The following is a 22,649-nucleotide window of genomic DNA, read 5'->3' as shown; positions in this document are numbered from 1 at the left end:
CCCTGCCTGACGCAACACTGAAGGGCAGTCACTGTGACTGACACTGTCGACAAGACACCGGCATCCCCCGTGCCGCCGGAGCAGATCAAGGCCATCCCAGTGCGCCACTACGGCCGCTGGGTGGCCGGCGCGGTTGTCATCGCCATCCTGGTGCTGATCGGGATCGCGTTCTCCAACGCGGACATCAACTACAGCGTCATCCCGGACTACGTCACGGACGGGACGATCCTGTCCGGCGTCTGGCACACGCTGTACATCTCCGTGCTCGCCATGCTGCTCGGACTCGTCCTGGGCGTGGTCCTCGCGGTGATGCGGATGTCGTCAAACCCGGTCACCAGCGCCGTGGGTTGGTTCTACGTCTGGTTCTTCCGCGGCACGCCGGTGCTGGTACAACTCCTCCTCTGGTACAACATCGCGCTTGTGTTCCCCATCCTCAACCTGGGGTTCTACAAGGATGAGATGAACCAGGTGATGACGCCGATGCTGACGGCGCTGCTGGGGCTCGGCCTGAACGAGGCCGCGTACATGTCGGAGATCGTCCGGGCCGGCATCCAGTCGGTGGACGAGGGGCAGACGGAGGCGTCGCACGCGCTGGGCATGACCCAGGGCAAGACACTGCGGCGTGTGGTCCTCCCTCAGGCGATGCGCGTGATCGTGCCGCCGACCGGCAATGAGTTCATCAACATGCTCAAGACCTCGTCCCTGGCGTATGCGGTTCAATTCAACGAACTCATCAAACGGGCCCAGGACGTCTCCAGTACGTCACTGGCGGTCGTCGAGATGTACTTCGTCGCGTCGATCTGGTACCTGATCCTGACCAGCGTCTTCAGCATCGGTCAGTACTATCTGGAACGCCGCTATGCTCGCGGCTCGTCGCGCAGCCTGCCGCCGACCCCGTTGCAGCGTCTCAAGAAGAACCTCCGTCTGTTCGGTTCGTTCCGCCGCCCGGAGGTGGCCCGATGAGCAGCCTCAGCAAGGACATCGGCAAGAGCGCGGGCGGCCACCCGATGGTCAGGGCCGAGGGCGTGCACAAGTCTTTCGGGCTCGCGCACATCCTCAAGGGCATCGACCTGGAGGTGAATCCGCGCGAGGTCTTCTGTCTGATCGGTCCTTCCGGCTCCGGCAAGTCCACCTTCCTGCGGTGCATCAACCATCTGGAGAAGATCAGCGCCGGTCGGCTGTACGTCGACGGCGAGTTGGTTGGCTACCGGCAGAAGGGCGACAAGCTCTACGAGCTGAAGGAGAGGGAAGTGGCTGCACAACGGCGGGACATCGGCATGGTGTTCCAGCGCTTCAACCTCTTCCCGCACATGACGGCGCTGGAGAACGTCATGGAGGCACCTGTCCAGGTCAAACGTGAGACCAGGTCGGTCGCCCGGGAGCGCGCGGAGCGCCTCCTGGACCGGGTGGGCCTCGGCGACCGGAAGGGTCACTACCCTGCCCAGCTCTCCGGCGGTCAGCAGCAGCGCGTCGCCATCGCCCGCGCGCTGGCGATGGAGCCCAAGCTGATGCTCTTCGACGAGCCGACCTCGGCTCTCGACCCGGAACTCGTCGGCGAGGTCCTCGATGTCATGCGCGACCTCGCCGAGGACGGTATGACGATGATCGTCGTCACGCACGAGATGGGTTTCGCCCGTGAGGTCGGCGATTCGCTGGTATTCATGGACAACGGCTTGGTGGTCGAGACTGGCCACCCGCGCGAGGTCCTGACGAACCCTCAGCACGAGCGGACCAAGTCGTTCCTGTCCAAGGTGCTGTAGGCGACATACCCACGCAAACGACTGTCGGGGTGGTACGGGCCATGAACCCCGTACCACCCCGACATCTTCGGTGGCTCACACTGCAAGTCCCCAAGCGGCGGGAGCAGCGGATCCGGTTAGGGAACTCAGCCCATCCACCGGTTGTTCCACTTCCCGTCGTAGTACACCTGCCATCCGTAGTCCACCATCTCGGAGTTACGGGAGCAGAATTCGGTACGGCTGGTCCCTCTCGTGACCGAAGGACCATAGTTCATGGCGGACCCGCCCAGCGCCGCACACTTCGCCATCGCCCGGGCCGGGCGGTTGCAGCGGTTGAGGGCTATGTCGATCTGGTACCCGCCCTGGCCCCCCGATGAGATTTTCTTACCGTAAACGTCCATGGCGCACGGTGGGTCAGCGGCAGCCGGGCTGGCAGCCAACGGAACCATCGCCGCCGCAGCGAGAACGGCCGGCGCCAAAGCGCCAAGTATCTTGCTACGCAAGGTCTTCCCCTCTTTCTTTTTTGCGCCGCCCGGCTGGTCAGAACCGGACGCATGGGCGCATGTTGTCCGGCGGATCACCAAATCCGCCTTGGGGAACGTACACTTCGACCACAGATCGATCAAGAGCCTTTATCTATCGACCATTTTCAGTCGGAAGGGCCCAGGTCGGACGACGAGACGGGGCAATACGGCAACATCCCGGCGCCCCCTTCCCCTGCCCGAGTGTCCCCGCCCCGCTGAAAATGACATACCGCTGCGCCTACTCTCAGCGCCAGCAACAGCGTGTCCGAAGGCGAGCACCACACCGGCCATGCCTCCCCGAAGCCCTTCTCACGCAGCACGCGCATGTGCCACTCGACCCACGGCATGTCGCCGTCGGCGTGCTCGCCGTAGATCGCGAAGCGCCGGGCCGTGGGTTCGGCGAGGCCCAGGCCAGGGAGCGCGCGAGGGAGTTCCTCGGCCGTGTCGGCCTCGCCGACACGGCCGGGATCTACCCCTCCCAGCTCGCCGACGGCCACCAGCAGCGCGTGACATTACCTGGGCGCTGGCGATGGACCCGAAGCTGATGCTCTTCGACGAGCCGATCTCGGCCTTCGACCCGGAGCTGGTCGGTGACGTCCTCGACGTCATGCGTGACCTCGCCGAGTTCGGCATGACGATGGCCGTCGTCGCCCACAAGATGGGCTTCGCCCGCTAGGTCGGGTCGACAGCCTGGTCTTCGTGACTCCACCCACGCGTAAACGCGCGGGCTTCCTGCGTCGGTGGCTAAGCCCCCGCGCAGAGGACCAGCCCGGCCCTGTGTAGGACGTTCAACGCGCCCACCGTGTCGGCGTTCTCAACGAACCCACACTTGACGCACTCGAACTTCGCTTGGGTGATTCGGTTCTCCTTCGCGATATGCCCGCATCCGCCTATCGCAGGCGGGCACGTGCGGGAGGTGTTGCGGGCGTCCACTTCGATCACGCGGCGAGCGGCACTCTCAGCCTTCTGCGCCAGGACCGCAAGGAACTGTCCCCAACCCGCGTCGAGAATGCTTTTGTTCAGCCCGGTCTTCGCGGCGGCGCCGTTCGGCAGGAAGGCGCCAGGCTACTCGGGGTCGGGCTTGGGGGCCGGGGCCTTGGTCATCCCGGCTGTGTTCAGCCTCTCGTGCCCGATCACGTCGTGCTCACGCACGAGCTTCAGGGCCGTCTTGTGGTGGTGGTCCAGGCGCTGGCGCCGGATCTTCGCGTGCAGCTTGGCGACCTTCCGGGCCGCAGCCCGGTGCTTCTTCGTGCGGCGCTTGGTGCGCTTGGGGAAGGTGGCAAGGTACTGCTGGGCTGCGGCCAGCTCGTCCGCCTTCGTGGCGAGGAAGCGCGGGTTCGGCTCATGCCCCCCGCCTGAGTCGGTGAAGAAGTGCACCGTGCCCATGTCTATGCCCACGATGCTGCCCGTCGCTGGGAGCGGTTCGGCGGGGACCTCGTCGCAGGCAAGAATGACGTACCAGCGGCGGCCTTCCCGCTTGATACTGATCGTCTTGACCCTGCCGCGTACTGGGCGGTGCTGGTGCACGCGGATGTGTCCGAGGCCTTGCAGGCGTACGCGGGTCTGGGTGCCGTGGGGGGTGGAGTCCCAGCGGCAGCCGTCCCCGTCCTTCGGGAAAACCACGGTGTCGAAGTGTCCGACGCCCTTGAAACGCGGATATCCCGGCTTCTGACCTGCCTTGACGCGCCGGAAGAACGCCTGGAATGCCTTGTCCAGGCGCCGCAAGGTCGTCTGCTGCGAGCTGAACGACCAGCGCTCCTGACGCTCCGGATCGAAGGCGCGGATTTCCTTGAGCTGCGCCGACTGGTCCCCGTACTTGATGCTGGTCTTCGAGCTGTGCCGATAGGCGTCCCGGCGTTCCTGCAACGCGCCGTTGTAGAGCGAGCAGTGATCAGCCATCATCGCCCGCAGCGCGGCTTCTTGACCGGCGGTGGGGCGCAGGAGGAACTTGTACGCCCGTATCACGAGCGCGCCTCCTCGTCCTTCTTCCAGGGACGTTCCCACTGGGTGTTGATGTACTTCTCCACCGTCGCCGCCGACACGGCGCCGACCGATGCCGCGAAGTACGACGATGACCACAAGGTGGGCATCCGTGACTTCAGGTGCGGGAACTCCTCCCGCAGCACGCGGGAAGTGAAGCCCTTGAACTGGTTTGCCACATACGAGGCAGACGATTTCGCATCGTGCTTGACGAACAGGTGCACGTGGTCGGGCATCACCTCAAGGGCGATGATCTGCCAGCCGCGCTCGTCCGCCTTCTGCCGGATCAGCTCGTCCAGGCGTTCCGCGACCCGGCCGCCGAGGACCGGACGGCGGTACTTCGGGCACCACACCACGTGGAGCCCGAGGTCGCACACACCGCCAGAGAACCGGCGAACCTTCCTGGTCACAGTCACGCGATCACTATACACACGCGACAGGTCTAGTGCGGCAGAGATGTGGTAAAGGCGAACAGTGCAGATCCGTGCACCGAGTTGATGTCAGAGCAGTCCAGAGAAGCGATTCCCCACCCCGCTAAAGTGGGGCACCCCCTCGCTAGATCCCTGATGGACGGCGCGTGGTCGTCGAGTCCGGCGACCCGCGCGAGGTCATGACGAACCCGCAGCACGAGCGGACGCAGGTGTTCCTGTCCAAGGTGCTCTGACGGTCCCGCGAGAAGGGGCGGTACGGGATTCCTGTACCGCCCCTTCCGCACATCTCGCCCCGGCGCTACTTGAGCGCCAGCAGCAGCGTGTCCGAAGGCGAGCACCACACCGGCCGCGCCTCCCCGAAGCCCTTCTCGCGCAGTACGCGCGCGTGCCACTCGACGGGCGGCATGTCACCGTCGGCGTGCTCACCGTAGATCTCGAAGCGGCGGGCCGTCGGCTCGGCGAGGACCGGGTCCTTGGCAGCGAGCTGCCACCACTCGGACCAGTCGAGGGCACCGTCCGCTTTGGCCTGATCCATGCGGGCGTGACGCTGGGCGCGCTCGGCGGCGTTGATCCGGGGCGTGGACTCGTCGATCATGTGGTCCGCGTTGAGGAAGACACCGCCGTCGCGGACGAGTTCCGCGACCTGACCGTAGAGGGCGGCGAGGGGTTCACGGTGCAGCCAGTGCAGGGCCGTGGCGGTCAGGACGGCGTCGTACGAGTCGTACGGCAGCTTCGCCGGCCAGTCGGGCGTCTTCAGGTCGGCCGTCACGAACGAGACCCGCCCGTCGCCCGCGAAGGAGCCCTCGGCGATGGCGAGGAGTGCCGGGTCGAGGTCGACGCCAGTGCTGACGGCGTCCGGGAACCGCGCGAGCAGCCGGGCCGTGATGCTTCCCGTACCGCACGCGAGGTCGAGCACGCGCGGGGCGGGGCCGACGAGGGCCTCGACCATGTCGAGCATGATCCGGAACCGTTCCTCGCGGTCGGGCATGTACCACTCCTGCTGCCGGTCCCAGCTCTCCTGCCAGGCGGCCCAGTCGGCTCCGGCCGTGGTGGTGATGTCCGTGTTCGTCATCGAGCCCCTCCATCGCGCACGTCACGTAATACCCTGGAAGCACGACCGGCTGTTACCCGACCGCACCACGACGATAGAACGCCTCCGTAAGGACTACAAGTGGAACTGGCCTATTACTCGGATTACGCCGTGCGCCTCGTCAACAGCGAGGACCCGGCCCGGGGCAAGGACTCGCTGACCTCGGTGGAGGCCATCCGCGACCTGTTCGGCGTCAACCAGTCGGCGGCCCGCCGCGCCACCGACGCGGACGTCACGCGGTTCCGCTCGGTCCGGGCGAGGCTGCGCTCGGTCTTCGAAGCGGCGGACCAGGGCGACGAGACCCTGGCCGTGGACCTGCTGAACGCACTGCTGCTGGAGTTCCCGGTGAGCCCGCAGATCTCCGGCCACGACTTCCGGGACGACGACGGCCGCCCCCTGTGGCACATGCACCTCGCGGACCACCCGTCGAACGCGACCTCCGGCTACGCGGCCATCGCGGCGATGGGCCTGGCGTTCCACCTGACGGAGTACGGCGTCGACCGCCTGGGCCTGTGCGAGGCGGCCCCCTGCCGCAACGCCTACCTGGACACGTCCACCAACCGCTCCCGGCGCTACTGCTCGGACCGCTGCGCGACCCGCGCCAACGTGGCCGCCTACCGCGCCCGCAAGCGCCTGGAGGCCGACCGGTCGGCGAACACGGGCCGCACGGCCGACAGCGCCCAGCGCGCCAGCGCGAAGGGCGAGCGCTGATCCGGCTTGCGCGGCCGGTAGCGCAGGCGCACCTTGCCCAGAATCAGCTCGTCGGGCACGACGCCGTAGTCGGTGCTGTCGCCACCGGCGTACGCGTTGTCCCCGAGCACCCACCAACCGCCCTCGCGGCGCTCCGCGGCGCGCTTGACGACGAGCAGGTCCTGCTGGAACGGATGCCGCAGGATGATGACGTCACCGGCCCTGATCCGGCCCCGGTGCAGCACGACGAGCAGATCGCCGTGGTACAGCGTGGGCACCATCGACGGCCCGGTCACCTCGGCCCACCCGAAGGGCCGGCCGGCCCGCCCACACTCGGTCTCCTGCGACAGCTCCGGCATCCCCGGCACCTCCCCGGTACGGTCCTCCACCAGTCTCAGTCTCACCCTGGACTTTTGTCCTAAGCCCATGGGGGCACTCGCGAAAACCCGTCTTGCAGGGAGTAATGTCCCACCTGAGAAGACGATCACGAGGAAGGAATGCTCCATGCTTTCCCGCCTGTTTGCCCCCAAGGTCAAGGTCAGCGCGCACTGCGACCTGCCCTGCGGCGTGTACGACCCGGCCCAGGCCCGCATCGAGGCGGAGTCGGTGAAGGCCGTCCAGGAGAAGATGGCCGCCAACGACGACCCGCACTTCCAGGCGCGTGCCACGGTCATCAAGGAACAGCGCGCCGAACTGGCCAAGCATCACGTCTCGGTCCTCTGGAGCGACTACTTCAAGCCCCCGCACTTCGAGAAGTACCCGGAGCTGCACCAGCTGGTCAACGACACCCTGAAGGCCCTGTCGGCCGCCAAGGGCTCGACCGACCCGGCGACCGGCCAGAAGGCGCTGGACTACATCGCCCAGATCGACAAGATCTTCTGGGAGACCAAGAAGGCCTGACCCAGGCGTTTCTTCGTCGCACTCCCGAAGGGCCCAGCCGGAACAACCGGCTGGGCCCTTCGACGTTCTCGGAGGCGACGAACCGTCAATCACCGACGAATGCCGTGAATCCGACGGATCGGGGGACTCAAGGTTCCCTGACCTGCGGGTGATTGTGTTCACGCCGTCGGCACTGGCTGGGGTCTGTCCGGTGCCGTAGGTTCTGGCATGTCCACTCCGTCGCGCTGACCTGCGACGCGAGTGGTGTACGGGGGAAGGTGAGCGACTCTCCGATCTCGTCTCGGCCTGTGCGGCCGAGGCGTTCTGCGGCGTGTTCGGCGACAGCGGGCGAGTGGGGACCACATCGACCGGCGACCTGGCCCCCGCCGGTTGGAATGTCGATCCCTGGAGAATCCCCTGCGCCGCCGCCTGCCCCTGTGGCCGATCCCGCTGCTGTGGACCCTCGCCCTAGGGCTGTGGGGGCTGTCCCGGCAGCACAGCGTGTGGCGGGACGAGGCCGCGACCTGGCAAGTGGCCCGGCGGCCCGTCGCCGACATCTGGCACATGCTGGGGCAGGTCGATGCCGTGCACGGGCTCTACTACCTGCTGATGCGCGCGCTGTTCGCCTGCTTCGGTCCCGGTACCACGACCCTGCGCCTGCCCTCGGTCCTGGCCATGGCGGTGGCGGCGGTCTGCGTGGCGGTCATCGGCCGACGCCTGGCCGGGTACGGGGCGGGGCTGGCGGGAGGGCTGGCGTTCGGGCTGCTGCCGGCCGTGCAGTTCCATCTCCAGGAGGGCCGCCCCTACGCCCTGGTCACGGCCGGAGCCGGGATGTCCACCCTGCTGCTGGTGAGCGCCCTTCAGGGGCGTGGCCGAGCGGTGCACTGGGCCGCGTACGGCGGCACGGTCGCGGTGTGCGGCCTGCTGAACTGGCTGTCCCTGCTGATCCTGCCCGCGCATCTGGCGACCCTGCTGTGGACGCGGGCCCGGCGCCGGACGTGGACGCGCTGGGCGGTGGCCTCGACCGGTGCCGTGGCGGCCGTGCTGCCGTTGGTCCTGTTCAGTCGGCGCCAGGCGGCCCAGGTCTCCTGGATACCGCCGCTGACCTGGCACATGCTGATCGGCCCGGCGATCCTGCTGGCGATCGGCGGCCTCGGCGCCCTGCTGGACCGGCCCCGAGCCGGGCGGCTGTCGGTGGCGGCCGTCGGGCTTCCGCTGCTGGCGGTGCCGCAGCTCTGCCTCCTCGGCCTGTCCCTGGTCCGGCCGCTGTTCCTGGACCGCTACGTCCTGTTCAGCATGCTCGGTCTCGCACTGCTGATCGGTGCGGCGCTGGGCACGGCGGTACGGGTGGCCGGGCCGCGCTTCCCGAGCGGGTCTCGGTGGATCGTGCCGGTCGTGGTCGCCGTGGCGGTGGCGGCGCTGTTGCCGCAGTCGCTCGCCAAGCGGTCGCCGGCAAGCCGGGTGGACGACGTCCTGGCCGTGGCGGCGGACGTACGGCGTCTGAAGGAGAGCGGGGACGCGGTGGTCTTCATACCGGCGGCCCGGCGGGACACCGCGCTCGTCTCCCCCGAGCACTTCGCCGGCCTGCGGGACGTCGCGCTGGCGCGGAGCCCCGTGGCGTCCGGGACGTTGAAGGGCCAGGAGGCGGATCCGGCCCGAATACGGACCGCGATGCTGGCACACCAGCGGATCCTGCTGGTCACCGACGCACCCGATGTGGCCCGGCCCGTGTCGAACGAACGGGACAAGGTGAAGTCCGCCGTGCTGAGGGAGCACTTCAGGGTGGAGGCCGACGAACAGGTCCGCGGGCGGCGGGTGACGGTGTACGAGCGCACCCGGGGTGACTGATGGGCCCGTACGCACCCCGTCAGTGGAACTGCGGAACGATCAGCCAGATCCCGTACGCCACCGCCGCCGCGCACGCCAGGAAGCACAGCCCGGCCTGGACGAGGCCCGCGGCGGAGGTGCCGCCCTCCTCATGGGCCTCCCCGGAGCGGGCCAGTCCCAGCACGCCGAGGGCGAAGACGGCGACCACGGCCACCGTGACGGCGAGGCTCACCGCGGTGACCTGGCCGAGTGCGGTCCAGTCGAGGTTCATGGCGTGAATGTCCCTTCTCAGGCGGCCGTGCCGACCCGCGCCGGCTCCGTGCCGCGGATCGTGACCTCGTGGGTGTCGTTGACGTTGTGCGCGGACACCGGATTGCGGCGGGAGACGAGCACGATGCCGGCGGCCAGGGCCGCCCCCACCAGGGCGACGACGGCCGTACCGATGTCACCGCCGTGCTTGACCACGCTCGCCGAGACGCCACCGACCAGCGCGGCGGCGGGCAGGGTGACCAGCCAGGCCACGACCATGCGGCCGGCCACGCCCCAGCGGACCTCCGCCAGACGACGGCCGAGGCCCGCGCCGAGGATGCTGCCGGAGGCGACCTGGGTGGTGGACAGGGCGAAGCCCAGGTGGGCCGAGGTCAGGATCACCGTCGTGGAGGCCGTCTCGGCGGCGAAGCCCTGCGGGGACCGGATCTCCGTCAGGCCCTTGCCCATGGTGCGGATGATCCGCCAGCCGCCGAGGTAGGTGCCGAGGCCGATGGCCAGTCCGGCCGAGGCGATCACCCACAGGGGCGGGCCCGCGTCGGGGCCCAGCGCGCCCGCCGAGATCAGGGTCAGCGTGATGACGCCCATCGTCTTCTGCGCGTCGTTCGTGCCGTGCGCCAGGGAGACGAGCGAGGCGGAGGCGATCTGGCCGAGGCGGAAACCCCTGGTGACGGACTGTTCGCGGGCGCGGGAGGTGAGCCGGTACGCGAGGTACGTGGCCAGCAGCGCCGCCACGCCCGCCACCACCGGCGAGGCCACCGCCGGGATCAGCACCTTCTCGACGACCTTGTCGAAGTGCACGCCGTGCGACCCCGCACCGACCCAGACGGCCCCGATCAGCCCGCCGAACAGCGCGTGCGACGAACTGGACGGCAGCCCGGCCAGCCAGGTGAGCAGATTCCACAGGATCGCCCCGACCAGGCCCGCGAAGATCATGCCCGGAGTGACGAGGGTGTCCGCCACGATGCCGCCGGAGATCGTCCTGGCGACCTCGGTGGACAGAAATGCGCCGACCACGTTCAGGACTCCGCTGAGGAGAACGGCCGTCCTGGGCTTGAGGGCCTCCGTGGCGATGGAGGTCGCCATCGCGTTCGCCGTGTCGTGGAATCCGTTGGTGAAGTCGAAGGCGAGGGCCGTCGCGATGACGACCACCACCAGGAAGGTGATGTGGTCCATTCCCCCATGCAAACAAGCATGGGCCGATATGCGGGGAACTGACGGGCAAAGCGTGTCCCAGGAGCCGGCGCGCGGACGGTAAGGCGCCCGCAAAGCCGGTGGGGGTGACGGCGACGGCCCGGCACCGCCACTGCCGCCGCCAGCGCCACTGCCACCGCCACCGCCGACTTACGATCGCCCCATGAGCATCCGCTGGCTCTACGCCTTCGTCGACCGTCCCGCCGCGTCCTTCGGCGTCGCGCACGCCTTCTGGACCGCGGTGACGGGCACCCGGCTGTCCGAATTCCGCGGTGAACGGGGCGAATTCGTGACCCTGCTGCCGGGCGGCGGGGCCGACGCCTGTGTGAAGGCCCAGGGGGTCGGCGCGGGCGCCGGTGGCGCCCATCTCGACTTCGCGGTGGACGACGTACCGGAGTTCGTGGAGTCGGCGCTCCGGCTGGGGGCGGGCGTCGCCGCCGAGCACGAGGGGTGGGCGGTGCTGCGGTCGCCCGCCGGGCAGGTGTTCTGTGCCGTGCCCTGGCACGGGGAGTCGGTGCGCCCGCCCGTGGTGCGCGGCAGCCGGCTCGACCAGGTCTGCCTCGACGTGCCGCCATCGGCCTACGATGCCGAAGTCGCCTTCTGGAGCGCCCTGTCGGGCACCTGGAGGTCGCACCGCGGCTCCCTCCCGGAGTTCCATGTGCTCACTCCGCCGCCCGGGCTGCCGATCCGCATCCTGCTCCAGCGGCTGGGCGAGGAGCGCCCCGCCTCCGCCCATCTGGACCTCGCCTGCGCGGACATCGAGGCGACCCGCGCCCGGCACGAGGAGCTGGGCGCCGGCTTCGTGGCCCAGGGCTCCGACTGGACGGTGATGCGGGATCCGGCGGGCGGGACGTACTGTCTGACCGGCCGCGACCCGGAGACCGGGCGGGCCGGCTAACGGCTCCTGATGAAGCAGAGCGTCCGGCCGTTCTCATCGGGCGTGGCGCCCGCGCACGCCGACTCCCACCCCTGAGGCAGTGACGGCGTAGGGCCGGCCTCCTCCCAGCCGTACCGCCGCGGCTCCGCCGAGTCCTGCAACCACAGCGTCAGCCCGCCCGCGACGGCCACGAGGACCGCCCATACCGCCACGGCCCACCGCCATGACCGGCGTCGACCCGTCACGGCCACGGCTCCACGTCCACCACCGCGTCCACCGGGATCGGCCCGTACACATGCGGGAACGCCTCGCCGCCGGGCTCCGGCGCCTCGTACGTCACGGGCACGTCCGGCCGCGTGGGGTCCACGACCAGCACCACCAGCTCCTCGGGGCCGTCGTAGGAGCCGTACAAGAAGGCGGCCACGCGCGGGAGTTGGGCGCGGGTCGAGCAGTGGATGAAGCCCTCCTCCGCGAGGGTGCGACCGCGCGTCGACATCTCGTAGGCACCACGTCGGCGGGCCGCTTCCCACAGCGAGCGCTCGGTGAGGTGAAGGATGTACGTGTGTTCGGACATGGGCCACGCTACGGCCTCAGCCGCGCCGCCCGCGCGCGCAAATAGCGCTGTTCCGGCAGGCTCAGGGTCTTGGCGGCCGCGGACTCGTAGGCTGCGCGGGCCTCGTCGTGGGCGCCCGCCCGCTCCAGGAGGTGGCCGCGGACCGCGTCCAGGCGGTGCCCCGCACCCAACTCGCCCTGCAGTGCGCCCAGTTCGGCCAGTCCCGCGCGCGGGCCACGCACCATGGCGACGGCGACCGCTCGGTTGAGGCGCTCGACCGGGCCGGGGACGAGGCGTACGAGGACGTCGTAGAGGCCGAGGATCTCCCGCCAGTCGGTCTGCTGCGCGGAGGGCGCCTCGTCGTGGACGGCGGCGATGGCGGCGCGGAGCTGGTAGGGGCCGGCGCGGCCCCGGGCGAGGGCCCGTGTGACCAGGGCGACACCCTCGTCGATCGCGGCCTTGTCCCAGTGGTCGCGGTCCTGTTCGTCGAGGGGGACGAGCTCCCCGTGCGGGCCGGTGCGCGCGTCGCGGCGGGCGTCGGTGAGCAGCATCAGGGCCAGCAGGCCGGCCACCTCGCCGTCGTCGGGGAGAAGGCGGTGGACCGCCCGGGTCAGCCGGATCGCCTCGCCCGCGAGGTCCCGGCGCTGGAGGCTCCCGCCCGAGGTCGCCGTATAGCCCTCGTTGAAGATCAGGTACAGGATCTGGAGGACCGCGGGCAGGCGGTCCTCCCAGTTGTCGGGCCGCCCGAACCGCACCCCGCGGACCTTCTGCTTGGCCCGGCTGATGCGCTGGGCCATCGTCGCCTCGGGGACCAGGTACGCGCGGGCGATCTCCGCCGTGGTCAGTCCGCCGACCGCGCGCAGGGTGAGGGCGATCTGGGCGGGCGGGGTCAGGTTCGGGTGGCAGCAGAGGAAGAGGAGCGTGAGGGTGTCGTCCTCGCGCGGAGCACGGTCCGCTCCTGGTGGCGGGGCGGTGAAGGCGTCCCGTGGCGTCAGCGCCGCGACCTTGTCCTCCCTGGCCCGGCGTGCCTCGTCCGCGCGCAGGGCGTCGGTCAGGCGGCGCGCGGCGACCTTGATCAGCCAGCCGCGCGGGTTGTCCGGGAGGCCGGTCCGCGGCCACTGCTCGGCCGCCGCGAGCAGGGCCTCCTGTACGGCGTCCTCGGCGGTGTCGAAGTGGCCGTACCGCCGCACCAGCGCGCCGAGGACCTGCGGCGCGTGGCGGCGCAGCAGGTCCTCGGTCTCGGGTGTGGCGCTCATGTACGGCTCAGACGTCCCCGGAGCCGTCGTCGATGGGCCGGATCACCACCGGGTACACGGGGGCTCCGGCGGGCTGGGGGCAGCGGAGGATGCGGTCGGCGATCTCGGTGACCCGCTCCAGGCTCGCGCAGTCGAGCACCCAGAAGCCGGCCAGCAGCTCCTTGGTCTCGCTGTACGGGCCGTCGGTGATCACCGCCTTGCCGTCCTCGCCCAGCGTGACGTGCCGGGTCTTGGCGGGTTCGGCCAGCCCCTGCCCGTCGACCATCTCGCCGGTCTCGGCGAGGTCGTCGTTGAGGGCGCTCATGAAGGCGTACATCGCCTGGACCTCCTCCTGGGTCCAGGCCGGGGAGTGCTCCGACGCCTTGCCCTGCATCGCCTCGTAGTCCGCCTGCGTGCCCTGCACCATGACCAGGTACTTCATGACTGAACTCCTTCGGTGTCCGTCGGCTCGGGCCACCCTTGGTGGGCGGCTCTCACAGGGGACGTCGGAGCCGGACCAGGATTCTCGACAGGGGCCTCAGGATTTTTCCGCGTCCGTCTGTCCGTCCGCCCCTCCGGCCTCCCGCACGGCCGTCTCTCCGCCCTCCTGCACGGCCGTCCCCCCGGCCTCCCGCACGGCCGTCCCCCCGGCCTCTCCGGCGGTCGCTCCGCCACCTCGGGCGGCCGTCCTTCCGGGCTTCTTCCGGCGCGCCTCCTCGCCGGCCTCGGCGCCCTCCTCGACGTACGCCTCGCACTTCGGGTTGCGACAGGGGCCGGCCACCCACACCGGGACCCACGCGCCCAGCGTCTTGTGACGCTTGACGACCGTCTCCACGGGCTGTCCGCAAGCGGGACAGACGTGTTCTTCGCTGTCCATGTCTTCAGAGTAGGGCGGGCGGGGCGTCAGCGCTTCCTGCTGTACGTCCTCACCAGAACGCCGTTGCCGAACGCGCGCACCGAGTCGAGGGCGAACTCGGTGACGGCGAAGCCGGCGCCGAACATCGGCATGCCCGTGCCGAGCACGATCGGGTACGTCTTGATGACGAGTTCGTCGATCTCGTCGAGCAGTTCACCGGCGATCTTCGAGCCGCCGCACAGGTAGATCCCCAAGGCACCGTCCTCGGCCTTGAGTTCGCGCACCTCGGCGACCAGGTCCTCGCCGAGGATCCGGACGTGGGGGTCGGGTGACTCGGTCAGGGTGCGGGAGGCGACGTACTCGCGCAGATGGGCGTACGGCCTGGTGATGCCCTCCTTCAGGGCCAGGTCGTAGCTGCCACGCCCCTGGATGATCGTGTCGAACCTCTTGTTCTCCAGGTCGTCGACACCGGCGGCCCGGCGGCCGTGGGTCGGCAGGGTCTCCGGGTATTCCGTCTTGAGGAACTCGAAGAACTCCTCGTCGACGAACGGGTACATGGACGAGGCGTCGCCACCCGGGTCCCCGATGAAGCCGTCGAGGGAGCAGGCGATGTAGTACGTGAGCTTTCGCAAGTGGGGCTCTTTCCGTCGACGAACCTCGTTACTACTCCAGTTGTAGTACTCCATTCATAGTGGTCGCAAGGGCATTTCTGGCATCGGCTGGAAGTGCGAGAACGAATTCCGCGATCCGGCGGGGATCGGAGCCCGAGCGGGCCAGGCTTGTCCTGTAGGCGGCTCAGCCGCGCGGCTCGCGCCACATCGGCCACATCTGGGGGCCGTCGGGTAGGTCCAGCGGACGGTCCAGGAGCTCGAAGCCGAGGCGCTCGTACAGCTTCCGGCTGCGGGCGCTGCTCGCCTCCAGGTAGGCCGGCAGGCCCTCGCGGTCGCAGCGGTCGAGGACCGAGGCGATGAGCGCGGTGCCGAGTCCCTCGCCCTGGTGCTCGGGGGCGGCGGCGATCATCCACAGGTACTCGTGCGCACGGCCGACCGGGTGGATACGGGCTGTCAGACGGCCGATCAGCTCGACGCGTTCGTTCTCCGGGTCGATGGCCTCGCGCAGCCGGGCGGGCCCTTCGTCGTCCTGGTCGTGCGCGTCGGCCGGCACGGACATCCACAGCGCGCACGCCGTGCCGTCCTCGGTGACGTCGATACGGCCGACGGTGAGCACGATGTCGGTGAACGCGGCCATGAGCAGGGGATGGGTGGTACGACGGTGCTCCTCGCCCGGGAACACCCAGCCGCTGACCGGATCGTCCTGGAAGGCCGCGTCCAGCAGCCGGACCACCAGTTCCCGGTCCGCCTCGCCCGCCGTCCGGATCGCCACGCCCATGTGTACCCGCCCCTTCCTGTCAACGGCCTTGATCGTAGGGCGATGGGGGCGTGTGCGGCGCCCGTGGGGCCGGTTTGTCGAGATCTGGCCGGTGCGCAGGGACGGGCCCCGCACACCGTGGGGATGTGCGGGACCCGCGGGTCCGGAGCCGCCCGACAGCCGCACGGGGTCAGGAACCGTACGGCCCCGGCGCCTCCGGAGTCTGAACCACGGCCGACTGAGCCGGCCTCGCACCTCACGGCCGCCGGCGGCCGGGGGCTTTGGCGGTGTGCCCGTCGGCTGCCGGGCCTTCGACCGTTGCCCGACGGCTGCCGGGGGCTTTGGCCGTGTGCCCGCCGGCTACCGGACCTTCGACCGTGCGACCGCGGACTGCGGGGCCCTTGATCGTTGCCCGCCGGCTGCCGGGGCCTTCATCTCCACCCGTCGACTGCCCGGGGGCCTTCAGCTCGCCCCGTCGGCTACCGCGGACTTGGTCTCACCACCGTCCGCTGCCACGGCCACGGCCACGGCCGACACGACCGCCGGCCGCCCCGGCACCGTGCAACCGCCGGCTGCTGCGGACTTGGTCTCACCACCGTCCGCTGCCACGGCCACGGCCCATACAACCGCCGGCCACCACCGCCTCGCGCCATACCACCGCCGGCCGCTGCAACCCCGGGACGTATGCCCCGCGGCTGCCACGGCCCCGGCACCGTGCAACCGCCGGCTGCCGAGCCACGGCCCCGGGACGGTGTGACCGCCGGCGACCGTGGGTCTCAGGCGGTGCGACCGCCGGCGGCCGTGGTTCTCAGTTGCTGCGTCGCGTCACGAACTCCGCCAGAGCCAGCAGTCCGCCCGCCTCCTCCGGGTCGGGGACGGCACGGGCCAGTTCCTGCATGGCGCGGGCCATCCGGTCGGCGGCCTGGGCCTGGGCCCAGTCGCGTCCGCCGGCTCGCTCGACGGCGAGCGCGGTCCGCGCGATGTCCTCTTCGCCCTCCTCGTCGTACGGCGACTCGTACAGTGCGGCCAGTTCCGCAGCCGCCGGCCCCCCGGAGGTCAGCGCGGCGACGACCGGCAGGGACTTCTTGCGCGCGGTGAGGTCCGCGCCGACCGGTTTCCCGGTGCGACTCGGGTCCCCCCATATACCGATCACGTCGTCGATGAGCTGGAAGGCGAGCCCGGCCTCCCGGCCGAACGCGTCCAGCGCCGCCACGTCCTCGTCCGCCGCGCCCGCGTACAGCGCGCCGAGGGCGCACGCGCACCCCAGCAGCGCGCCGGTCTTGGCCTCGGCCATGGCGAGCACCTCGTCGAGGCCGACGTCCCCGGGACCCCGCTTCTCCATCGCCGTGTCCGTGTGCTGGCCGGCGCACAGTTCGACGACGCAGCCCGCGAGCCGCGCGGCGGCCGCCGTGGACGCCGGGTGGGTGTCCTCGGCGAGCAGCCGCAGGGCCAGCGCCTGGAGGGCGTCCCCGGCGAGGATCGCGTCGGCGTCGCCGAACACGGCCCACGCGGTGGGCCGGTGCCGACGGGTGGTGTCCCGGTCCATCACGTCGTCGTGCAACAGCGTGAAGTTGTGCACCAGTTCCACCGCGACGGCCGCCCGTACGGCCGCCGCCCGCGCCCCCGGCCCCCCGAGCGCGGCGGCCGCGGTGAGGACGAGGGCGGGACGGATCGCCTTGCCCGCGTTGCCCGTGGCCGGGGTCCCGTCCGGGTGCTCCCAGCCGAAGTGGTAGCGCGCGACCCGGCGCATGGATCCCGGCAACGAAGCGACGGCGGCGCGCAGTTCGGGCTCCACCAATGCCCGGGCACGCTCCAGGATGACCGCCGCCTCGGGGCCGTCGAGCGGACCCGGCCTGCCGTCTCTCTGGGTCGCGATGGACCTCCGCCTTTCGAACGCCTCGGTGGACGGCCCCGCCCCGGTGGGGCGTTGCTGCGTCCCCGTCATGAACTCACCCATGGCATCGTCTCGGAGACGCGGCGGACGGTGTCCCGTCCGCTGTGGCTGGGCGCCTGCCCCGAGGGTGTACCCACGCGCGGGACGCGGGACACGGCGTACCGGAGGGGGAGGTCACCGCCAGCGACCGATCTCGACGTTCTCCAGCACGCCGAGGGCGTCCGGGACGAGCACCGCGGCGGAGTAGTAGGCCGTCACCAGGTACTTGATGATGGCCTGTTCGTTGATGCCCATGAAGCGGCAGGACAGGCTCGGCTCGATCTCGTCCGGGATGCCGGCCTGCTGAAGGCCGATGACGCCCTGCTCCGCCTCGCCCGTACGCATGGCGATGATCGAGGTGGTCCGGGCCTCGGTGACCGGGATCTTGTTGCACGGGAAGATCGGCACACCGCGCCAGGTGGGGATGCGGTTGCCGGCCATCTCGATCGTCTCGGGGACGAGGCCGCGCTTGTTGAGTTCACGCCCGAACGCGGCGATCGCCCGCGGGTGGGCGAGGAACAGCTTGGTGCCGCGCCGCCGGCAGAGCAGCTCGTCCATGTCGTCGGGGCTGGGCACGCCGTCGTGCGGCTGGAGCCGCTGGTCGTACTCGCAGTTGTGGAGCAGCCCGAACTCGCGGTTGTTGATGAGCTCGTGCTCCTGGCGCTCCTTGAGCGCCTCGACCGTCAGCCGCAGCTGCTGCTCGGTCTGGTTCATCGGCTGGTTGTAGAGGTCGGCCACGCGCGTGTGGATGCGCAGCACGGTCTGGGCGATGCTCAGTTCGTACTCGCGGGGCCGGGCCTCGTAGTCGACGAAGGTGTGCGGGATGTCCGGCTCGCCGCTGTGGCCGGCCGCGAGGTCGACCTCCTTCTCGCCGTACTTGTTGGTGCGCTGTTCGGGGATCGCCCGCAGCCGCTCCAGGTGCTCGCGCAGGGAGTCGGCGCGCTCCGCGACCTGCTCGACGTCCTGGCGGGGCAGGACGAGCACCGTGCACGCGGTGACCGCCCGGGCCGTGTACTCCCAGATGGAGTCGGCGTCGAGGAGCGCCTGGTCACCGAGGTAGGCGCCGTCGGCGAGGACCCCCAGCGACTCGTCCTCGCCGTACGGGCCCGTACCGAACTTCTCCACCCTGCCGTGCGCCAGCAGGTACACCTCGTCGGTCTGGCTGCCGAACGAGGCGATCACGTCCCCCGCCGCGAACTCGCGCTGCTCGCAGCGCCGGGCGAGCTCGGACAGCACGTCCTCGTCCTCGTACGACCGCAGCGCCGGCAGCTCGGTCAGCTCGTTGGGGATGACCTCGACGCGGTCGCCGGTCTTCACGAACGTGATGCGTCCGTCTCCCACGGCGTAGGTCAGACGCCGGTTCACCCGGTACGTGCCACCCTGCACGTTCACCCATGGCAGCATGCGCAGCAGCCAGCGGGAGCTGATCTCCTGCATCTGGGGTGCGGACTTGGTCGTGGTGGCCAGGTTCCGCGCGGCCGCAGTGCCGAGGCTCTGCTGCGGCTTGCCCTGCTCTGTGCGGACCTCTTCGCCTACCGACATAGAGAATTGCCCTCCCGGTCATGCACATGGCGCCGATCTGGCGCCGCGCATCGCAATCTGCACGACAGAGCCTTCCATCACGGAGTGCGTCTGTGCTATTACCCGAAAGAGCGGGAATGGATCACTGGCCGCTGGGCAAATAGAAGGCCCTTGTCGACCCGTGGACGTACGGCGGTCGTCCCGGGCGGGCCACGGTGGCTGTCCAAAACCAGTCGTACAGCGTGCGATTCAAGAGGGCCGAGGAGTCCCGTCTGCCCGTTTTCGGTAAAGCACGGGTACGGGACGGCCGCGCACGGCGGCCGACGCACGGCACGAAGGAGGCGGTCATGGCCACACCCATGTCCGCGAGGAGATTCCTGGAGAGACTACGGGCGGAGGGCGCGACGGTCGTCGAGGTCGGTGACTGGGAGCACCACAACCGCAACCACGTGGGCCCGTGGGGCCCCGTCCACGGCGTGATGATCCACCACACGGTGACCAAGGGCAGCGCGCGGACGGTGGAGCTCTGCCGCAAGGGCTACGCGGGGCTGCCGGGTCCGCTGTGCCACGGCGTGATCACCAAGGACGGCAGGGTCCACCTCGTCGGCTACGGCCGCGCCAACCACGCCGGCCTCGGCGACGACGACGTACTGCGGGCGGTCATCGCGGAGACGGCCCTGCCGCCGGACAACGAGGCCAACACCGACGGCAACCGTCACTTCTACGGCTTCGAGTGCGAGAACCTGGGCGACGGACAGGACCCGTGGCCGGAGCCCCAACTGGAGGCGATCGAACGGGTCTCGGCGGCCGTCTGCCGTCATCACGGCTGGACCGAGCGATCGGTGATCGGGCATCTGGAATGGCAGCCGGGGAAGGTGGACCCGCGGGGGTTCACGATGGCGTGGATGCGGGGGCGGATCCGGGAGCGGCTGAGGTAGCACGACCGGGGCGGGGCGACAATGGCCACGTGACCAGCGCCGACCCCACCGCTCTGTGCCCCCGGCTCCCCTCCCCCGTGCAGGAGCCGGCGGACGAACGTTTCACCCGGCACGGCGTCCGCCTGGCCCTCAAGCGCGACGACCTGATCCACCCGGAGCTGACCGGCAACAAATGGCGCAAGCTCGCGCCGAACCTGGCGGCGGCGGCCGGCCGCACCGTCGTCACCTTCGGCGGCGCCTACTCCAACCACCTGCGCGCCACCGCCGCCGCGGGCCGCCTCCTCGGCCTGCCCACCGTCGGTGTCGTACGCGGCCAGGAGCTCGCCGACCGACCGCTCAACCCGTCGCTGGCGCGGTGCGTGGCCGACGGCATGCGGCTGCATTTCGTCGACAGGTCCACGTACCGCCGCAAGACCGAGCCGCAGACGCTGGCGGCCGTCCTGCGGGCGGCGGGTGCGGAGGGGGCGTACGTCGTCCCGGAAGGCGGCAGCAACGCCCTTGCCGTACGAGGATGCCGGGCGCTCGGCGAGGAGCTGCGCGGGCGGGCCGACGTCGTCGCGGTCGCGTGCGGCACGGGCGGGACGCTGGCGGGGCTGGCCGCCGGCCTCGACCCGGGTCAGCGGGCGCTGGGCATCCCCGTCCTGAAGGGCGGCTTCCTGGCCGACGACGTACGGGCGCTCCAGCGGGAGGCGTTCGGCGGGCCGCGGGGAAGGTGGCGGCTCGACGAGCGGTTCCATTTCGGGGGCTACGCGCGCACGACGCCCGAACTCAATGCCTTTGCGGAGGACTTCGAGGAGCGGCACGGGGTGCCTGTCGAGCGTCTTTATGTCGCCAAGTTGCTGTACGGACTTGTCGCGTCGGTACGGGAGGGGGCGTTCGGGGCGGGGACCACCGTGGTCGCGGTGATCACCGGGGCCCCGTTCGCCGGGTGACCGCCGGTCGCGGGGCCGACCACCGGCCGAGGAGCCCTCGGGACCTCACCCCGCCTCCCGATAGGCCGCCGCCTCCTCCAGGTCCAGCCTGCGCAGCAGTGTCCGCAGCATCTCGTCGTCGATGTAGCGGCCGTCCCGCAACTTCACGAACACCGCGCGCTCGGCGCCGATCACCTCACGGGACAGACGCCGGTATGTGTCGTCCACGGACTCGCCGGTGACGGGATTGGCCTGGCCCAGGCGCTCCCAGACGGAGTTGCGGCGCCGTTCCACGACCGCTCGCAGGCGGTCGGCCAAGGGCTCGGGGAGGGCGTTGCGTTCGTCGGAGAGGAGTTCCTCCAGGCGCCGTTCGGCGGCGCGCGAAGCCTGCGCCTGGGCGTTGGCCTCCGCGAGCGTCTCGGCCTGCGCGTCCCGGCCGGGCAGGTTCAGCAGCCTGACCAGCGACGGCAGCGTCACACCCTGGACGACCAGCGTGCCGATGACGGTGGTGAAGGTCAGGAAGAGGATGAGGTTGCGCTCGGGGAAGTCCTCGCCGCCGTGCACGGTGAGCGGGATGGAGAAGGCGATGGCCAGCGAGACCACGCCCCGCATCCCGGCCCAGGAGATGACGAACGGCGCCTTCCAGGTCGGGGCGTCCTCACGCTCCCGGATCCGCGCGGACAGCATCCGCGGCAGGAAGGTCGCCGGGTACACCCACACGAACCGCGAGACGACGACCACGAGGAAGACGGCGAACGCGTACCAGGCGGCGCGGCTGCCCTCGTACTCACCGAGGCCCTTGAGGACCACCGGCAGTTGCAGTCCGATCAAGGCGAAGACGGCCGACTCCAGCACGAACGCGACCATCTTCCAGACCGCCTCCTCCTGGAGCCGGGTGGCGAAGTCGACCTCCCACGCGCGGTGCCCGAGGTGCAGCGCGACGACCACGACCGCCAGCACTCCGGAGGCGTGCACCTGCTCGGCGGCCGCGTACGCGACGAAGGGGATCAGCAGGGAGAGCGTGTTCTGCAGCAGCGCCTCCTTGAGGTGCGTGCGCAGCCAGTGGATCGGCACCATCAGCACCAGCCCCATGCCGATGCCGCCGACCGCCGCGAGCAGGAACTCGCCGATGCCGCCGGCCCAGGTGGCGCCCTCCCCCACGGCGGCCGCGAGCGCCACGCGGTAGGCGGTGATCGCGGTGGCGTCGTTCACCAGTGACTCGCCCTGAAGGATCGTGGTGATCCGGGACGGCAGCCCCACCCGGCGCGCGACCGCCGTCGCCGCGACCGCGTCCGGCGGCGCCACCACCGCGCCCAGCACCAGCGCCGCGGTCAGCGGCAGGTCCGGCACGACGAGATACGCCACCCAGCCGACGGTGAAGGTCGCGAAGAGGACGTAGCCCACCGACAGCAGCATCACGGGTCGCAGTTGGGCCCGCAGGTCGAGGTACGAACTGTCCGTCGCCGCGGTGTGCAGCAGCGGGGGCAGCAGCAGCGGCAGGACGATGTGCGGGTCGAGGGTGTACTCGGGCACGCCCGGCACGTACGACACCGCGAGACCGGCGGCGACCAGCAGCAGCGGCGTCGGCACGGGCGACCGCCGGCCGGCCGCGGCAATGGCGGCACTCCCCGCCACCAGCAACAGCAGCGGCATCACGTCCATACGCCTCGCCCACCCATCGCACCGCTCCCACGCCCGCCGGTCAGCATTGACCCGGGCCTGCTCGCCGCCCGGCCTTGACCTTGGCCTTGGCCTTGGCCACGGATCATGGCCATCGTCCGCTCTCGTTCATCGTCGCCGCAGCCGCCCTCGATTTTCCGCGCGGTCGCGCGCGTG

The 22,649-nt window shown here is 70.4% G+C and carries 24 protein-coding genes and 3 pseudogenes; 9 read left to right on the top strand and 18 right to left on the bottom strand.

The annotated features are described in order from the left end of the window. The first annotated feature begins 33 nt into the window (after positions 1-33). Positions 34-963, top strand: coding sequence for an amino acid ABC transporter permease (locus tag ABZ078_RS14505; RefSeq protein WP_356575084.1), 930 nt, complete (start codon positions 34-36; stop codon positions 961-963). Continuing rightward, on the top strand, positions 960-1,760 hold the full coding sequence (locus ABZ078_RS14500; RefSeq protein ID WP_356575082.1) for an amino acid ABC transporter ATP-binding protein: 801 nt from the start codon (positions 960-962) through the stop codon (positions 1,758-1,760). Before ABZ078_RS14505 ends, ABZ078_RS14500 begins: the two co-directional genes overlap by 4 nt. A gap of 125 nt (positions 1,761-1,885) precedes the next feature. Here ABZ078_RS14500 and ABZ078_RS14495 read toward each other — a convergent pair whose 3' ends face one another. Together ABZ078_RS14495 and ABZ078_RS14490 are read right to left on the bottom strand one after the other, a co-directional pair. After that, positions 1,886-2,365 carry a hypothetical protein gene (locus ABZ078_RS14495; RefSeq protein ID WP_356575080.1) on the bottom strand — a complete coding sequence of 160 codons (480 nt, stop codon included), beginning with the start codon at positions 2,363-2,365 and terminating at the stop codon, positions 1,886-1,888. 140 nt (positions 2,366-2,505) lie between these two features. Next, positions 2,506-2,667, bottom strand: a pseudogene (locus ABZ078_RS14490) (SAM-dependent methyltransferase); the annotation flags it as partial. Here ABZ078_RS14490 and ABZ078_RS14485 point away from each other — a divergent pair. Further along, positions 2,668-2,936 (top strand): annotated as a pseudogene (locus ABZ078_RS14485) (ATP-binding cassette domain-containing protein); the annotation flags it as partial. A 71-nt stretch (positions 2,937-3,007) separates the two neighbouring features. On the opposite strand, the pseudogene ABZ078_RS14480 reads toward ABZ078_RS14485, so the two are convergent. From ABZ078_RS14480 to ABZ078_RS14470, 3 genes and pseudogenes are all read right to left on the bottom strand, one after another. Beyond that, positions 3,008-4,228 (bottom strand): annotated as a pseudogene (locus ABZ078_RS14480) (transposase). After that, the gene (tnpA, locus tag ABZ078_RS14475; RefSeq protein WP_356575242.1) at positions 4,225-4,653 is read right to left on the bottom strand and encodes an IS200/IS605 family transposase; all 429 of its coding nucleotides are present in this window, start codon (positions 4,651-4,653) and stop codon (positions 4,225-4,227) included. The pseudogene ABZ078_RS14480 and the gene tnpA overlap by 4 nt, the downstream one beginning before the upstream one ends. 319 nt (positions 4,654-4,972) lie before the next feature. After that, the gene (locus ABZ078_RS14470; protein WP_356575078.1) at positions 4,973-5,746 is read right to left on the bottom strand and encodes a class I SAM-dependent methyltransferase; all 774 of its coding nucleotides are present in this window, start codon (positions 5,744-5,746) and stop codon (positions 4,973-4,975) included. A gap of 99 nt (positions 5,747-5,845) precedes the next feature. Here ABZ078_RS14470 and ABZ078_RS14465 point away from each other — a divergent pair, with 99 nt between their 5' ends. Beyond that, complete coding sequence (locus ABZ078_RS14465; protein ID WP_356575076.1) at positions 5,846-6,475, top strand: CGNR zinc finger domain-containing protein; 630 nt, start codon at positions 5,846-5,848, stop codon at positions 6,473-6,475. On the opposite strand, the gene sodX is transcribed toward ABZ078_RS14465, so the two are convergent. Beyond that, positions 6,379-6,813 (bottom strand): nickel-type superoxide dismutase maturation protease, encoded by a 435-nt coding sequence (sodX, locus tag ABZ078_RS14460; RefSeq protein WP_356575240.1) that lies wholly within the window; start codon positions 6,811-6,813, stop codon positions 6,379-6,381. The two genes, ABZ078_RS14465 and sodX, sit on opposite strands and share 97 nt — an antisense overlap. A gap of 145 nt (positions 6,814-6,958) precedes the next feature. Here sodX and sodN point away from each other — a divergent pair, with 145 nt between their 5' ends. Both sodN and ABZ078_RS14450 read left to right on the top strand, forming a co-directional pair. Then, positions 6,959-7,354: a superoxide dismutase, Ni gene (gene sodN / locus ABZ078_RS14455; protein WP_031140564.1), complete on the top strand. Its 396-nt coding sequence runs from the start codon at positions 6,959-6,961 to the stop codon at positions 7,352-7,354. A gap of 369 nt (positions 7,355-7,723) precedes the next feature. Continuing rightward, complete coding sequence (locus tag ABZ078_RS14450; RefSeq protein ID WP_356575074.1) at positions 7,724-9,181, top strand: glycosyltransferase family 39 protein; 1,458 nt, start codon at positions 7,724-7,726, stop codon at positions 9,179-9,181. Between the two features lie 19 nt (positions 9,182-9,200). Here ABZ078_RS14450 and ABZ078_RS14445 read toward each other — a convergent pair whose 3' ends face one another. Together ABZ078_RS14445 and ABZ078_RS14440 are read right to left on the bottom strand one after the other, a co-directional pair. Then, a complete protein-coding gene (locus tag ABZ078_RS14445; RefSeq protein WP_356575072.1) occupies positions 9,201-9,431 on the bottom strand; it encodes a hypothetical protein in 231 nt (76 codons plus the stop codon). A gap of 17 nt (positions 9,432-9,448) precedes the next feature. Then, positions 9,449-10,603: an inorganic phosphate transporter gene (locus ABZ078_RS14440; RefSeq protein WP_356575070.1), complete on the bottom strand. Its 1,155-nt coding sequence runs from the start codon at positions 10,601-10,603 to the stop codon at positions 9,449-9,451. Between the two features lie 181 nt (positions 10,604-10,784). Between ABZ078_RS14440 and ABZ078_RS14435 the strand changes: the two genes are divergently transcribed. Beyond that, positions 10,785-11,519, top strand: a complete 735-nt coding sequence (locus ABZ078_RS14435) for a VOC family protein (protein WP_356575068.1) — start codon at positions 10,785-10,787, stop codon at positions 11,517-11,519. Here the strand turns inward: ABZ078_RS14435 and ABZ078_RS14430 are convergent. The 9 genes from ABZ078_RS14430 to ABZ078_RS14390 form a co-directional block, all read right to left on the bottom strand. After that, complete coding sequence (locus ABZ078_RS14430; protein ID WP_356575066.1) at positions 11,516-11,743, bottom strand: hypothetical protein; 228 nt, start codon at positions 11,741-11,743, stop codon at positions 11,516-11,518. The genes ABZ078_RS14435 and ABZ078_RS14430 overlap by 4 nt on opposite strands. Next, on the bottom strand, positions 11,740-12,072 hold the full coding sequence (locus ABZ078_RS14425) for a DUF952 domain-containing protein (RefSeq protein ID WP_356575064.1): 333 nt from the start codon (positions 12,070-12,072) through the stop codon (positions 11,740-11,742). Before ABZ078_RS14425 ends, ABZ078_RS14430 begins: the two co-directional genes overlap by 4 nt. A gap of 8 nt (positions 12,073-12,080) precedes the next feature. Next, positions 12,081-13,307 carry a sigma-70 family RNA polymerase sigma factor gene (locus tag ABZ078_RS14420; protein WP_356575062.1) on the bottom strand — a complete coding sequence of 409 codons (1,227 nt, stop codon included), beginning with the start codon at positions 13,305-13,307 and terminating at the stop codon, positions 12,081-12,083. Positions 13,308-13,314: 7 nt separating this feature from the next. Beyond that, positions 13,315-13,728 (bottom strand): YciI family protein, encoded by a 414-nt coding sequence (locus ABZ078_RS14415; RefSeq protein ID WP_356575061.1) that lies wholly within the window; start codon positions 13,726-13,728, stop codon positions 13,315-13,317. Positions 13,729-13,824: 96 nt separating this feature from the next. Next, a complete protein-coding gene (locus ABZ078_RS14410) occupies positions 13,825-14,163 on the bottom strand; it encodes a hypothetical protein (RefSeq protein ID WP_356575250.1) in 339 nt (112 codons plus the stop codon). A 26-nt stretch (positions 14,164-14,189) separates the two neighbouring features. Then, on the bottom strand, positions 14,190-14,774 hold the full coding sequence (locus ABZ078_RS14405) for a dihydrofolate reductase family protein (RefSeq protein WP_356575059.1): 585 nt from the start codon (positions 14,772-14,774) through the stop codon (positions 14,190-14,192). Positions 14,775-14,937: 163 nt separating this feature from the next. Continuing rightward, positions 14,938-15,531, bottom strand: a complete 594-nt coding sequence (locus tag ABZ078_RS14400; protein ID WP_356575057.1) for a GNAT family N-acetyltransferase — start codon at positions 15,529-15,531, stop codon at positions 14,938-14,940. 787 nt (positions 15,532-16,318) lie between these two features. Next, the gene (locus ABZ078_RS14395; protein WP_356575055.1) at positions 16,319-17,467 is read right to left on the bottom strand and encodes a family 2 encapsulin nanocompartment cargo protein polyprenyl transferase; all 1,149 of its coding nucleotides are present in this window, start codon (positions 17,465-17,467) and stop codon (positions 16,319-16,321) included. Between the two features lie 111 nt (positions 17,468-17,578). Beyond that, positions 17,579-18,985, bottom strand: a complete 1,407-nt coding sequence (locus tag ABZ078_RS14390; protein WP_356575053.1) for a family 2B encapsulin nanocompartment shell protein — start codon at positions 18,983-18,985, stop codon at positions 17,579-17,581. 326 nt (positions 18,986-19,311) lie between these two features. Between ABZ078_RS14390 and ABZ078_RS14385 the strand changes: the two genes are divergently transcribed. Together ABZ078_RS14385 and ABZ078_RS14380 are read left to right on the top strand one after the other, a co-directional pair. Then, positions 19,312-19,902: an N-acetylmuramoyl-L-alanine amidase gene (locus ABZ078_RS14385; protein ID WP_356575051.1), complete on the top strand. Its 591-nt coding sequence runs from the start codon at positions 19,312-19,314 to the stop codon at positions 19,900-19,902. A 29-nt stretch (positions 19,903-19,931) separates the two neighbouring features. After that, positions 19,932-20,834 (top strand): pyridoxal-phosphate dependent enzyme, encoded by a 903-nt coding sequence (locus ABZ078_RS14380; RefSeq protein ID WP_356575049.1) that lies wholly within the window; start codon positions 19,932-19,934, stop codon positions 20,832-20,834. A gap of 45 nt (positions 20,835-20,879) precedes the next feature. On the opposite strand, the gene ABZ078_RS14375 is transcribed toward ABZ078_RS14380, so the two are convergent. Continuing rightward, on the bottom strand, positions 20,880-22,475 hold the full coding sequence (locus tag ABZ078_RS14375; protein ID WP_356575047.1) for a Na+/H+ antiporter: 1,596 nt from the start codon (positions 22,473-22,475) through the stop codon (positions 20,880-20,882). Between the last annotated feature and the right edge of the window lie 174 nt (positions 22,476-22,649).

This window comes from Streptomyces sp. NPDC006385 (assembly GCF_040612485.1).
In the GTDB taxonomy this organism is placed as follows: domain Bacteria; phylum Actinomycetota; class Actinomycetes; order Streptomycetales; family Streptomycetaceae; genus Streptomyces.
Note: the sequence above shows the minus strand (reverse complement) of the source record. Positions and strands in the feature narration are given on the sequence as shown.

Coding starts and splice junctions, on each gene's coding strand:
- ABZ078_RS14400 (WP_356575057.1), bottom strand. CDS start 15,531: ATGGGCGTGGCGATCCGGACGGCGGGCGAGGCGGACCGGGAACTGGTG.
- ABZ078_RS14375 (WP_356575047.1), bottom strand. CDS start 22,475: ATGGACGTGATGCCGCTGCTGTTGCTGGTGGCGGGGAGTGCCGCCATT.
- ABZ078_RS14395 (WP_356575055.1), bottom strand. CDS start 17,467: ATGGGTGAGTTCATGACGGGGACGCAGCAACGCCCCACCGGGGCGGGG.
- ABZ078_RS14500 (WP_356575082.1), top strand. CDS start 960: ATGAGCAGCCTCAGCAAGGACATCGGCAAGAGCGCGGGCGGCCACCCG.
- ABZ078_RS14390 (WP_356575053.1), bottom strand. CDS start 18,985: ATGTCGGTAGGCGAAGAGGTCCGCACAGAGCAGGGCAAGCCGCAGCAG.
- ABZ078_RS14445 (WP_356575072.1), bottom strand. CDS start 9,431: ATGAACCTCGACTGGACCGCACTCGGCCAGGTCACCGCGGTGAGCCTC.
- sodN (WP_031140564.1), top strand. CDS start 6,959: ATGCTTTCCCGCCTGTTTGCCCCCAAGGTCAAGGTCAGCGCGCACTGC.
- ABZ078_RS14435 (WP_356575068.1), top strand. CDS start 10,785: ATGAGCATCCGCTGGCTCTACGCCTTCGTCGACCGTCCCGCCGCGTCC.
- ABZ078_RS14385 (WP_356575051.1), top strand. CDS start 19,312: ATGGCCACACCCATGTCCGCGAGGAGATTCCTGGAGAGACTACGGGCG.
- ABZ078_RS14420 (WP_356575062.1), bottom strand. CDS start 13,307: ATGAGCGCCACACCCGAGACCGAGGACCTGCTGCGCCGCCACGCGCCG.
- sodX (WP_356575240.1), bottom strand. CDS start 6,813: ATGCCGGAGCTGTCGCAGGAGACCGAGTGTGGGCGGGCCGGCCGGCCC.
- ABZ078_RS14410 (WP_356575250.1), bottom strand. CDS start 14,163: ATGGACAGCGAAGAACACGTCTGTCCCGCTTGCGGACAGCCCGTGGAG.
- ABZ078_RS14415 (WP_356575061.1), bottom strand. CDS start 13,728: ATGAAGTACCTGGTCATGGTGCAGGGCACGCAGGCGGACTACGAGGCG.
- ABZ078_RS14440 (WP_356575070.1), bottom strand. CDS start 10,603: ATGGACCACATCACCTTCCTGGTGGTGGTCGTCATCGCGACGGCCCTC.
- ABZ078_RS14425 (WP_356575064.1), bottom strand. CDS start 12,072: ATGTCCGAACACACGTACATCCTTCACCTCACCGAGCGCTCGCTGTGG.
- ABZ078_RS14470 (WP_356575078.1), bottom strand. CDS start 5,746: ATGACGAACACGGACATCACCACCACGGCCGGAGCCGACTGGGCCGCC.